The 12,271-nt window shown below is 64.5% G+C and carries 10 protein-coding genes; 7 read left to right on the plus strand and 3 right to left on the minus strand.

The window, feature by feature from the left end; translation table 11 throughout:
- Positions 1 to 107 precede the first annotated feature (107 nt).
- Positions 108 to 1,073 carry a tyrosine recombinase XerC gene (locus tag JJE66_RS11445; protein WP_200514371.1) on the minus strand — a complete coding sequence of 322 codons (966 nt, stop codon included), beginning with the start codon at positions 1,071 to 1,073 and terminating at the stop codon, positions 108 to 110.
- Between the two features lie 136 nt (positions 1,074 to 1,209).
- On the opposite strand from JJE66_RS11445, the gene JJE66_RS11450 reads away from it, so the two are divergent.
- Positions 1,210 to 3,420, plus strand: coding sequence for a primosomal protein N' (locus tag JJE66_RS11450; protein ID WP_200514372.1), 2,211 nt, complete (start codon positions 1,210 to 1,212; stop codon positions 3,418 to 3,420).
- 224 nt (positions 3,421 to 3,644) lie between these two features.
- Here the strand turns inward: JJE66_RS11450 and JJE66_RS11455 are convergent, their stop codons facing one another.
- Entirely contained in the window at positions 3,645 to 4,151 is a 507-nt protein-coding gene (locus JJE66_RS11455; RefSeq protein WP_200514373.1) for a septal ring lytic transglycosylase RlpA family protein, read from the minus strand.
- 626 nt (positions 4,152 to 4,777) lie between these two features.
- Between JJE66_RS11455 and JJE66_RS11460 the strand changes: the two genes are divergently transcribed.
- From JJE66_RS11460 to JJE66_RS11485, 6 genes are all read left to right on the plus strand, one after another.
- The gene (locus JJE66_RS11460; protein ID WP_200514374.1) at positions 4,778 to 5,338 is read left to right on the plus strand and encodes a F0F1 ATP synthase subunit delta; all 561 of its coding nucleotides are present in this window, start codon (positions 4,778 to 4,780) and stop codon (positions 5,336 to 5,338) included.
- Positions 5,338 to 6,867 carry a F0F1 ATP synthase subunit alpha gene (gene atpA, locus JJE66_RS11465; RefSeq protein WP_200514375.1) on the plus strand — a complete coding sequence of 510 codons (1,530 nt, stop codon included), beginning with the start codon at positions 5,338 to 5,340 and terminating at the stop codon, positions 6,865 to 6,867. Before JJE66_RS11460 ends, atpA begins: the two co-directional genes overlap by 1 nt.
- Before the next feature lie 143 nt (positions 6,868 to 7,010).
- Positions 7,011 to 7,886, plus strand: a complete 876-nt coding sequence (locus tag JJE66_RS11470; protein WP_200514376.1) for a F0F1 ATP synthase subunit gamma — start codon at positions 7,011 to 7,013, stop codon at positions 7,884 to 7,886.
- A gap of 52 nt (positions 7,887 to 7,938) precedes the next feature.
- The gene (gene atpD, locus JJE66_RS11475) at positions 7,939 to 9,381 is read left to right on the plus strand and encodes a F0F1 ATP synthase subunit beta (protein ID WP_200514377.1); all 1,443 of its coding nucleotides are present in this window, start codon (positions 7,939 to 7,941) and stop codon (positions 9,379 to 9,381) included.
- A gap of 136 nt (positions 9,382 to 9,517) precedes the next feature.
- Positions 9,518 to 9,925, plus strand: coding sequence for a F0F1 ATP synthase subunit epsilon (locus JJE66_RS11480; RefSeq protein WP_200514378.1), 408 nt, complete (start codon positions 9,518 to 9,520; stop codon positions 9,923 to 9,925).
- Between the two features lie 142 nt (positions 9,926 to 10,067).
- On the plus strand, positions 10,068 to 11,693 hold the full coding sequence (locus JJE66_RS11485) for an adenylate/guanylate cyclase domain-containing protein (protein ID WP_200514379.1): 1,626 nt from the start codon (positions 10,068 to 10,070) through the stop codon (positions 11,691 to 11,693).
- 29 nt (positions 11,694 to 11,722) lie between these two features.
- Here the strand turns inward: JJE66_RS11485 and JJE66_RS11490 are convergent, their stop codons facing one another.
- The gene (locus JJE66_RS11490; RefSeq protein WP_200514380.1) at positions 11,723 to 12,223 is read right to left on the minus strand and encodes an RNA pyrophosphohydrolase; all 501 of its coding nucleotides are present in this window, start codon (positions 12,221 to 12,223) and stop codon (positions 11,723 to 11,725) included.
- Between the last annotated feature and the right edge of the window lie 48 nt (positions 12,224 to 12,271).

Raw genomic sequence — 12,271 nt, forward strand, 5'->3', positions numbered from 1 at the left:
TGACCGAACCGCGCGGCCTGCGCAAGAGGCATGCGGGGCAGGAGCTGGCTATGACAGCCTGATGTCAGGAATCAACGAGCTCTTCAGCGGCTCTTTCAGCGCCTCTTTTAGCGTCTTGGATGCGCGCTCGCATAGACTTCCAGCAACCGCTCGGAATCGATACCGGTGTAGATCTGCGTGGTTGAGAGCGAGGAATGGCCAAGCAATTCCTGGATCGCGCGCAGATCGCCGCCGCGCGATAGCAAATGCGTGGCGAAGGAATGCCGCAGCGCGTGCGGCGTGGCGCTGTCGGGCAGCCCAAGCGCGCCGCGCAGCCGCTCCATCGCGAGCTGGATGATGCGCGGGCTCAACGGCCCGCCGCGCGCCCCGACGAAGATCGGTCCCTCCGGCGGCAGCGCATGCGGGCACATCCCGACATATTCCTGCACCAGCGCGAGCACGTTTTGCAGCACCGGCACCATGCGCGTCTTGTTGCCCTTGCCGGTGACGACGAGCACGTCGCCTTCGCCGGGCCTCGGCACCTCGCGGCGCTTCAGCCCGAGCGCCTCGGAGATGCGCAGGCCTGATCCATAGAGCAGCGCCATCACCGCGGCGTCGCGCGCCAGAATCCAGGTCTCGCGGTCCTCGCCGGCGCGTTCATCAGCATCGGCCAGGCGCTTTGCCGATGCCATCGGCAGAGGCTTCGGCAGCGTCTTTGCGACCTTCGGCGCGCGGATCGCCGAGAGTGCGCCGACCTTGCCCTTGCCCTCGCGCTCGAGGAAGCGGCCGAACGAGCGCAGGCCCGCCAGCGCGCGCATCAGGGAACGGCCGGCAATATCGTCGGCGCGCCGCATCGCCATGAAGGCGCGGATGTCGGTGGCTTCCAGCGCGGCGAAGCGCTTCAGCGTCACGCGCTCGCCCCAATGCGCACAAAGGAAATCCAGGCACTGCCGCAAGTCGCGGCTGTACGCCTCCAGCGTCTTCGGCGACAGCCGCCGTTCGGCGCCGAGATGCGCCAGCCAGCGCGCCATCTCCTGCGCGATCGAGGGATCGGCGCTGGCGAGCTCGAGTGGTGGGGCGGCCGCTTTGCTCATGCGCTCTGGACGTAATGATTCCGCACAGTATATCGCATCACACTCGTTTATCGTTCGCTAAGGCCGCCTTGCGCGGCTAGCCTTGGGGCCCAAGGTTCCGATTCTCCGGTTCCGATTCTCCTCCCAAAGACCGTTGATGGATCATTCGTCGCGTAGCCAAACCGCCCCCGCCAACGCGACCCGCATGGTCGACGTGCTGGTGCCGGTCGCGCTCGACCAGACCTATTCCTACAAGGTGCCGCGCGGCATGGAGCTGAGGGCGGGCGATCTCATCGGTGTGCCGCTCGGGCCCCGCGAGGTGCTCGCCGTGGTCTGGGCAGAAAACGCCAATCCCGATCCGCGCCTGCACAACCGCCTCAAGGAGGTCAGTGAAAAGCTCGACCTCCCGCCCTTGAAACCCGAGCTGCGCGCGGTCGTCGACTGGGTCGCCAATTACACGCTGAGTCCGCGCGGCATGGTGCTGCGCATGTGCCTGCGCATGGGCGAGAACCTCGGCCCCGAGCGCGTCCGCGCCGGCGTGCGCCTGGTCGGCGATCTCCCGCGACGGCTGACGCCGGCAAGGCAGCGTCTGATCGAGGTGCTGTCGGACCGGCTGCTGCACGGCAAGTCCGAAGCGGCCAAGGAAGCCGGCGTCTCGGCCGGCGTGATCGACGGCCTCGTCGACGAAGGCACGCTCACGGTCGAGCCGATGCCGCCGCCGCCACCGCCGCCGGCACCCGATCCGGATTTCGGCCGGCCGGATTTCACGCCGCTCCAGCGCGCCGCGGTCGATACGATGCGCGCGCTTGCGGCCAACGGTACCTTTCACGTCGCGCTGCTCGACGGCGTCACCGGCTCGGGCAAGACCGAGGTCTATTTCGAGGCGATTGCCGAAGCCATCCGTCGCGGCAAGCAGTCGCTGATCCTGATGCCGGAGATCGCGCTGACCGGCCAGTTCCTCGACCGCTTCGCGCAGCGTTTTGGCGTGCGCCCGCTGGAATGGCACTCCGAGCTGACGCCGCGCACCCGCGCGCGCAATTGGGCGGCGATCTCCGAAGGCACCGCGCCGGTCGTGGTCGGCGCCCGCTCGGCGCTGTTTCTGCCTTACGCCAATCTCGGCCTGATCGTGGTCGATGAAGAGCACGACCAGGCCTACAAGCAGGACGAGGGCGTGCATTATCACGCCCGCGACATGGCGGTGGTGCGCGCGCATGTCGCCAAGATCCCGGTCGTGCTGGCGTCCGCGACGCCGTCGGTCGAGTCCGAGGTCAATGCGCGCAAGAACCGCTATCAGCGCATCGCGCTGCCCTCGCGCTTCGGCGGCCAGCACATGCCGCATATCGAGGCCATCGACATGCGCCGCGAGCCGCCCGCGCGCGGCCGCTTCATCTCGCCGCGCCTGGCCTCCGAGATCAGAACCGCGATCGAAAAGCGCGAGCAGGCGCTGCTGTTCCTCAATCGCCGCGGCTATGCGCCGCTGACGCTGTGTCGAGCCTGTGGTCATCGCTTCGCCTGCACCATCTGCGATGCTTGGCTGGTCGATCACCGCTTTCGCCAGCGCCTCGTCTGTCATCATTGCGGCTTCTCGATGCCGCGCCCGCAGATCTGTCCGAACTGCTCGGCTGAGGAGTCGCTGGTCGCGGTCGGTCCCGGCGTCGAGCGCTTGCAGGAGGAGGCGGCCGCGTTGTTTCCGGATGCGCGCACGATGGTGCTGTCGAGCGATCTCATCACGTCGGTCGAGACGATGCGCTCCGAGCTTGCCGAGATCGCCGAGGGCCGCGTCGACATCATCATTGGCACGCAGCTCGTGGCCAAAGGCCACAATTTTCCGCGGCTCAATCTGGTCGGGGTGGTCGATGCCGATCTCGGCCTCTCCAATGGCGATCCGCGTGCGTCGGAACGCACCTGGCAATTGCTCAACCAGGTGATCGGCCGTGCCGGACGCGAGCAGGGCCGCGGCGTCGGCTATCTCCAGACCCATCAGCCCGATCACCCCGTGATGAAGGCGCTGATCGCCTGCGACCGCGAGGCCTTCTACGACAGCGAGATCGATCTGCGCGAGCGCACGCTTTATCCGCCGTTCGGCCGGCTCGCGAGCCTGATCATCTCGGCGGGCGATCGTCCGAGCGCGGAAGGTCTCGGCCGCAAGCTCGTTGCGCTGGCGCCGCGCGACGAGCGCGTGGTGGTGCTGGGCCCTGCGGAAGCCCCGCTCGCCGTGATCAAGGGCCGCTACCGCTTCCGCATTCTGGTGAAGTCGGCGCGCGGTTTTGACCTCTCGGATTATTTGCGCAACTGGCTCGCCGTCTGCCCGAAACCGAAGGGCAATCAGAAGCTCGAAGTCGACGTCGATCCGCAAAGCTTTTTGTAAGGTCCCACCGCTCTCTCCCACGTCATTGCGAGCGAAGCGAAGCAATCCAGGGTCCCTCCGCGGGCAGATTCTGGATTGCTTCGCTACGCTCGCAGTGACGAAAAGAAATAAAAAGCCCGCTGTCCCCCAAGACAGCGGGCTTTGTTTACCCACGCAGCAAGCCGCTCACGTCCATGCGGACAATGACATTGCTGCGCTTATCAGGTGAGGCGCTGATGGCGCCGTTAGGAGACGACTTCCGCGGTGACGCGGCCGACGCCGGCACCGGTGAGGCCGATGGCGCGGGCAGCGCCCGTGGAGAGGTCGAGCACGCGGCCGCGCACGAACGGGCCGCGGTCATTGATGGTGACGATGACGCTCGAGCCGCCATGGGTGACGCGCAGCTTGGTGCCGAACGGCAGCGAACGGTGCGCCGCGGTCATGGCGTTCTGGTTGAAGCGCTGGCCCGACGCGGTCCGGCTGCCGGATTCGTTGCCGTAATAGGAGGCCATGCCCGAGAAGCTGTGGCCCGTCCCCGACGACGGCGTCATCGACGCATTGGCGTTGCGCCAATCGGAGCTGGAATCGTTCTGGGCGTGGTCGCGGTGATGATGGTGAGAGTACCGGTGGTGGTGATGCCGGGATTTGGCCGAAGCTTCGGTGGCAGTTCCACCGACGAGGAGAGTTGCAGCGACGAAAGCGATCGCCGTACGCGGCCGGGTCACAGAGCCCAGCGTCTTCAAAGACAGCATTTAGTGGTCCCTAAGCTAGTATTGCCACATATGTGGCTAGTGGAGCCCCCATCAGTTTGTGAGCGGGTTGGCGTTTCCTTTGGCAATGAGGCATGAATTGGGCAGTAGTTTCGCTATGTGTCGTGATGAAATATCTTGTGACCCCTGCGGATATTCCAAGGATGTTCCGTAATAGTTGGCTTTAACAATTCATTAACTAAGTTATTACTTGTTAATACTGTAAAACGAAGTCGTCGAATTTACTGTTTAGAATTGGGTAAGTATTCGGCAGGCCGACAGATTCACGACTCTGCGAGCTGTGTTCATGGCCGCTATGCGCTGAGGGCGGGAACGAATGCCGCGATTGCAGCCGTAACGCTCGCGGCAATTCCGTGACGTGGCAGGTCAAGGAGTGAGTATCGCGGCGTGCGACGAACGGGCGAGAAAGAGCCAGGCCTTTAAGTTGCCGTCATGTTGCACGTGCGCGCCTGCTATGTTAGCAAAGCCGCGATTTTAACGGGCCCGGCACTTCCTGTGTCGACCGAAAATCGAAGTCCCTCTTGAATTCCAAGGGCTTGGATCGCTAGGCGCCGCTTTGTGGCGACGGTTTTTCCCTTGCGAATTTGACAGCTATAAAGAGCGCGTCTGTGGCTGCAGAAGATACCTCCGTTTCCGGTGTGTCCGGCCGTTATGCAACGGCCTTGTTTGAACTGGCCCGCGACCAGAAAGCGGTCGACGAGGTCAAGGCCGATCTCGAGAGGTTCGAGGGCCTGCTGAACGAAAGCGCCGATCTCAAGCGCCTCGTCCGCAGTCCGGTGTTCGCGGCCGAGACCCAGTCCAGGGCCCTTTCGGCCGTGCTGGACAAGGCCGGCATCGCCGGCATCTCCGCCAATTTCCTCAAAGTGCTGACCGCCAACCGCCGCCTGTTTGCGGTGACGGACGTCATCCGCGCCTACCGCGCCCTCGTTGCCAAATTCAAGGGCGAGGCCACGGCGGACGTCACCGTGGCGGAGGCGCTCTCGGACAAGAATCTCGATGCCCTCAAGGTTGCCCTGAAGTCGGTGACCGGCAAGGACGTCGCGCTCAACGTGAATGTCGATCCCTCGATCATCGGTGGCCTCGTCGTCAAGCTTGGCAGCCGCATGATCGATAGCTCGCTTCGCACCAAACTCAATTCGATCAAGCACGCGATGAAAGAGGCAGGCTGATGGACATCCGCGCCGCGGAAATTTCCGCGATCCTCAAGGACCAGATCAAGAATTTCGGCCAGGAAGCTGAAGTCTCCGAAGTCGGACAGGTGCTGTCCGTCGGCGACGGTATCGCTCGCGTCTTCGGTCTGGACAACGTCCAGGCCGGTGAAATGGTCGAGTTCGAGAACGGCACGCGCGGCATGGCGCTGAACCTCGAGACCGACAACGTCGGTATCGTTATTTTCGGTGCCGACCGCGAGATCAAGGAAGGCCAGACCGTCAAGCGCACCCGCGCCATCGTGGACGCGCCGGTCGGCAAGGGTCTGCTCGGCCGCGTCGTCGACGCGCTCGGCAACCCGATCGACGGCAAGGGCCCGATCCAGGCCGACAAGCGCATGCGCGTCGACGTCAAGGCGCCCGGCATCATTCCGCGCAAGTCGGTGAACGAGCCGATGGCGACGGGCCTCAAGGCGATCGACGCCCTGATCCCGATCGGCCGCGGCCAGCGCGAGCTGATCATTGGCGACCGCCAGACCGGCAAGACCGCGATCGCGCTCGACACCATCCTGAACCAGAAGCCGCTCAACGCGCAGCCCGACGAGAACATCAAGCTGTATTGCGTCTACGTCGCGATCGGCCAGAAGCGCTCGACCGTCGCCCAGTTCGTGAAGGTGCTCGAAGAGCAGGGTGCGCTCGAGTACTCGATCATCATCGCCGCCACCGCTTCGGATCCAGCGCCGATGCAGTACATCGCGCCGTTCACCGGCTGCACCATGGGCGAGTACTTCCGCGACAACGGCATGCACGCCGTCATCATCTATGACGATCTGTCCAAGCAGGCCGTCGCTTACCGCCAGATGTCGCTGCTGCTGCGCCGCCCGCCGGGCCGCGAAGCCTATCCGGGCGACGTGTTCTATCTGCACTCCCGCCTGCTCGAGCGCGCGGCGAAGTTGAACAAGGACCAGGGTTCGGGCTCGCTGACGGCGCTGCCGGTTATCGAAACCCAGGCCAACGACGTGTCGGCCTACATTCCGACCAACGTCATCTCGATCACCGACGGTCAGATCTTCCTTGAAACCGACCTGTTCTTCCAGGGCATTCGCCCCGCGGTGAACGTCGGTCTGTCGGTGTCGCGCGTCGGCTCCTCGGCGCAGACCAAGGCCACCAAGAAGGTCGCCGGCAAGATCAAGGGCGAGCTGGCGCAGTACCGCGAAATGGCGGCGTTCGCGCAGTTCGGCTCCGATCTCGACGCCTCGACCCAGCGCCTGCTCAACCGCGGCTCGCGCCTCACCGAGCTCCTGAAGCAGCCGCAGTTCGCGCCGCTGAAGATGGAAGAGCAGGTCTGCGTGATCTGGGCCGGCACCAACGGCTATCTCGATCCGCTCCCGGTCAACAAGGTGCGCGCGTTCGAGGACGGTCTGTTGTCGCTGCTGCGCGGCAAGAACGTCGAGATCCTCAATGCGATCCGCGACAGCCGCGACCTCTCCGACGACAGCGCCGCCAAGCTGAAGTCGGTGGTCGAAGCCTTCGCCAAGACCTTCGCTTGATGCTGCATGGCCGGATCTTCCGGCCATGACCGCTTCGCGAGAGGCAATACAAGAATAGGCGTGCTCGGCACTCGGCCGGGCATCACGACTGGATAGGCTAGCGGTCTGATCCTAAGAGATCGAACCGTCGGGGTGAACGAAGAATGGCGTCACTTAAAGACATGCGCGTCCGCATCGCCTCGACCAAGGCGACGCAGAAGATCACCAAGGCCATGCAGATGGTTGCAGCGTCCAGATTGCGCCGCGCCCAGCAAGCCGCCGAGGCGGCGCGGCCCTATGCCGACAAGATGAGCGCGGTGATCTCCAATATCGCCGGCGCTGCCGCGGGCTCGCCCGGCGCGCCGGCGCTGCTGGCCGGCACCGGCAACGACCAGGTTCACCTGCTTCTCGTCTGCACCGGTGAGCGCGGTCTGTCCGGCGCGTTCAACTCCTCGATCGTGCGCCTCGCGCGCGAACGCGCGAACGCGCTGATTGCGCAGGGCAAGGAAGTCAAATTCTTCTGCGTCGGCCGCAAGGGCTATGAGCAGCTCCGCCGCCTGTTCGACAAGCAGATCGTCGAACATCTCGATCTGCGTAGCGTTCGCCAGCTCGGCTTCGTCAATGCCGAGGATATCGCGAAGAAAGTTCTGGCTCGTTTCGACGCCGGCGAGTTCGACGTCTGCACGCTGTTCTACGCGCAGTTCAAGTCGGTGATCGCCCAGATCCCGACCGCGCAGCAGATCATTCCGCTGGTCGTGGAAGAGAAGGCGGCGAACGCGCCGTCGACGTCCTACGACTACGAGCCGGAGGAAGACGAACTCCTCTCGGGCCTGTTGCCGCGCAACATCGCGGTGCAGATCTTCCGTGCGCTGCTGGAAAACAACGCTTCGTTCTACGGCGCGCAGATGAGCTCGATGGACAACGCCACCCGCAACGCCGGCGAAATGATCCGCAAGCAAACCCAGATCTACAACCGAACCCGTCAAGCCCAGATCACCAAGGAGCTGATCGAGATCATCTCCGGCGCCGAGGCGGTCTGACGCACGAACTCACGACGGTCGTTCAAGTACAGAATTTTCGAAGGAGAGCTTCATGGCTACAGCAGCTAACCCGGTCGGTCGCGTCACCCAGGTCATGGGCGCCGTCGTCGACGTTCAGTTCGAGGGCCACCTCCCGGCCATTCTCAATTCGCTGGAAACCAGGAACGGCAACATCCGCCTCGTGCTGGAAGTTGCGCAACATCTCGGTGAGTCCACCGTGCGCACGATCGCGATGGACGTGACCGAAGGTCTGGTGCGCGGCCAGGATGTGACCGACACCGGCCAGCCGATCGAGGTTCCGGTGGGCGCCGGCACGCTCGGACGCATCATGAACGTCATCGGCGAGCCGATCGACGAAGCGGGCCCGATCCCGTCCGAAGGCAAGCGCGCCATCCACCAGGAAGCGCCGACCTACACGGACCAGGCCACCGAGGCCGAGATTCTCGTCACCGGTATCAAGGTCGTCGACTTGCTCGCGCCTTACGCCAAGGGCGGCAAGATCGGCCTGTTCGGCGGCGCGGGCGTCGGCAAGACCGTGCTGATTCAGGAATTGATCAACAACGTCGCTAAGGCGCACGGCGGCAATTCGGTGTTCGCCGGCGTCGGCGAGCGCACCCGCGAAGGCAATGATCTCTATCACGAGTTCATCGAATCCAAGGTCAACGCCGACCCGCACAATCCCGACCCGAGCGTGAAGTCGAAGTGCGCGCTGGTGTTCGGCCAGATGAACGAGCCGCCCGGTGCTCGCATGCGCGTCGCGCTGTCCGGCCTGACGGTTGCCGAGCACTTCCGCGACCAGGGCCAGGACGTGCTGTTCTTCATCGACAATATCTTCCGCTTCACGCAGGCGGGCTCGGAAGTGTCGGCGTTGCTCGGCCGCATTCCGTCCGCGGTGGGTTATCAGCCGACGCTTGCTACCGACATGGGCGCGCTGCAGGAGCGTATTACCACCACGAACAAGGGCTCGATCACCTCGGTGCAGGCGATCTACGTGCCGGCTGACGACTTGACCGACCCGGCGCCGGCGACGTCGTTCGCGCATTTGGATGCGACCACGGTGCTGAACCGCGCGATCTCGGAAAAAGGCATCTATCCGGCGGTCGATCCGCTCGACTCCACCTCGCGCATGCTGCAGGCGAATATCGTCGGCGAAGAGCACTATACGACCGCGCGCATGGTCCAGCAGGTGCTGCAGCGCTACAAGTCGCTCCAGGACATCATCGCCATTCTCGGCATGGACGAGCTTTCGGAAGAGGACAAGCTGACGGTGGCCCGCGCCCGCAAGATCGAGCGCTTCCTGTCGCAGCCGTTCCACGTCGCCGAAATCTTCACCGGCTCGCCCGGCAAGTTCGTCGACCTCGCGGACACCATCAAGGGCTTCCGCGGCCTCTGCGAAGGCAAGTATGACCATTTGCCGGAAGCCGCCTTCTATATGGTCGGCACCATCGAAGAAGCCGTCGAGAAGGGCAAGAAGCTCGCCACTGAAGCTGCCTAACAGCGACCAGCTGCGCCGTCACTCTGAGGTGCGAGCGCAGCGAGCCTCGAAGGGTATTCTTTCTCATCCTTCGAGGGCCGCAAGCGCGGCCACCTCAGGATGACGACCGCCTTGTTCGCGCGAAACGGATTTTACGATGGCCACCTTCCACTTCGATCTCGTCTCTCCGGAAAAGCTCGCCTTCTCGGGCGAGGTCGACCAGGTCGACATTCCCGGCGTCGAAGGTGACTTCGGCGTGCTGGCGGGTCATGCGCCGCTCGTGGCTGCGATCCGTCCCGGCATCCTCACCATCACCAGCGGCGGCAAGCACGAGAAGATCATCGTGCTCGGCGGCCTCGCGGAAGTCTCCGAGAAGGGCCTGACCGTGCTCGCCGACGTCGCGACGGAGCTGGCCGAGCTCGATCGCGCCCGGTTCGCCGAGACCATCTCGGAGATGGAAGAGGGGCTGAAGGAGAAGGAAGGCACTGAACTGGATCAGGCGATCGAGCGCCTCGACCACTTCAAGAGCATCCAGCACGAGCTCGGCACGACGGCGATGCACTGATTCTTCACGCCTCGCCGGTCGTCTAAAAACCGTAACAATATCAGCGCTCGTCACGGAAGTGGCGGGCGCTGAAACTTTGTTGCACCGCGCCGCCGATAGCGGCATTCTGCCGCCGCGAGCGAGGTTCCAGGGCGGGTCACAGATGAAGCGCAAGATCGCGGCGATTTTCGCGGCCGATATTGCCGGCTATTCGAGGCTCGTTGCGGAAGACGAGGAAGAGACGCTGAGGCGTCTCGCGTCCTATCGATCGGTCGTCGACGATTTCATCGCCAGGGCGAACGGGCGCATCTTCAACACCGCTGGCGATGCCGTGCTCGCGGAATTCCCGAGCGCGGTGGACGCGGTGCGCTGCGCGATCGATATTCAGGAGAGCTTGCGAACCCGCAACATGGCTTATCCGCCGAGCCGGCAGATGTCGTTCCGCATCGGCATCACCATCGGCGACGTGGTCGAGCGCGACGGCGATCTCCTCGGCGACGGCGTCAACATCGCGGCAAGGCTCGAGGGGCTGGCCGAGGTCGGCGGCATTTGCGTCTCCCGGGCCGTGCACGAACAGGTCGCCAACAAGCTGTCGGTGCAGTTCGCCGATATCGGCGCGCAGGAGGTCAAGAACATCCCGACACCGGTGCACGCCTACATGGTGGCGATGCGGCGGGAGGACGGGACTTATGCCACGCCGCAGGTGAAGAAGGTCGCCAAGGCCACGCCCGGGCCGAACTGGATGTGGCCGCTGGTGGTCGGCGTGGTCTCCGTCGTCGCCATCGGCGTCGGCGGCTTCCTCTATTTCACCAAGCTCGAGACCGCGCAGGTCAAATCGACCGCGGCTGCGCCAGTACCGAGCCCGAGGCCGACGATCGCAACAAAGGCGCCGGAACCCTTGCCGACGCCGACGCAGATTGCCACGGCGGGCGCAACGCCGAGCTTGTCACCGCCGGCTGCATCGAGCGGCAAGCTCCCCGTCGACGCGGTGCCGTTCATCGGCGAACGCCTGCGCAGCTATCTCGGCAACGAATATGCCGCCGCCGGCGACTACAAGGCCTTCGCCCTGAACATCGCCGGCTTCACCGGCTCTGCGCTCAATCAACCGAACGAGGATACCGCAGGCAATGCCGCGCTCGACCAGTGCCAGAAGCGCGCGGACGCCGCGCAAGCGCCGCGGCGCTGCGAGCTCTATGCGGTCGGCAACGCCGTCGTCTACAGCCGTGGCATGCCGCCGATGCCGCCGCAGCCCTGGGTGCGACACGATACCATGACCGAGCGAGCCGTCGTGCCGAAGGACTTTCCGATGCTGCGCGACCAGGCCAAAGTCCGCGTCACGAACATGTATGTCCCGGCGGCAAAATCGCGCTCGGTCGCGCTCGGCCCGGGCGGACAATATTTCATGGTGATGGGGGCGTCGTCGGTCGACGAGACGACGCGGCGCTCGCTGGAGTCGTGTGGCGCTATCGCCGGTGCGGCCTGCATGATCGTGGCGGTCGACGACGTCTTCGTCGTGCCGATCCCGACCCTGCTCAGGGCCACAGGTTTCTTCCACGCCGCGACCAATCCCTCGATCGTGGCTGATGCGCGCGACGACGTGGTGCGCAAACTCGGCGACGGTATGGGCTGGAATGCGATCGCCGTCGGCACCGCAGGCCGCCCCGGCCTCGGCCTCAAAGCCGCGGACGAACAGACCGCCGTCAACGGCGCGCTGGCCGATTGCGTCAAACATGACAGCGACTGCCGCGTGATCGCGATCGGTCCGTTTACGGTCGGGCCGACGAATTAGCTACTGTGCATGGGGTTGTTTTCGCGATTTCAGTTCGCGAAGGGCGCGAACCGCTCGGCCACCGCGCGATAGACGTCACGGCGGAACGGCACCACGAGTTCGGCGACGCGGTCGAGACGCTCCCAGCGCCATGCATCGAATTCCGCGGGCTGGTCGTTGCGTGGCGTCAGCGGATCGATCTCGTCATCCTTGCCGGTGAAGCGCAGCGCAAACCATTTCTGGCGCTGGCCGCGAAACTTCGCCAGCCGATGCGTCGGCGGTCCGTCATAAGGCGGGAATTCGTAAGTGAGCCAGTCGCTCTCGCCGAGATAGTCGGCGCTGACGACGCTGGTCTCCTCCCAGAGCTCGCGCATCGCGGCGTCGCGCAGGTTCTCGCCCTCGTCGACGCCGCCCTGCGGCATCTGCCAGTCGAGCCCCGGCAAAATGATCTCGGGGCCGTCGCCCTTGAATCGGTGTCCGATCAGCACCCGTCCGTCGGCATTGAACAACGCGATCCCGACATTGGGACGGTAGGGCTTTTCGTTTGTCACGCCTGGATCTCTCATCGTCATTCCGGCGATGCATTAGCACCGAAGCCG

The sequence above is a fragment of the Bradyrhizobium diazoefficiens genome, assembly GCF_016612535.1.
GTDB lineage: Bacteria > Pseudomonadota > Alphaproteobacteria > Rhizobiales > Xanthobacteraceae > Bradyrhizobium > Bradyrhizobium diazoefficiens_C.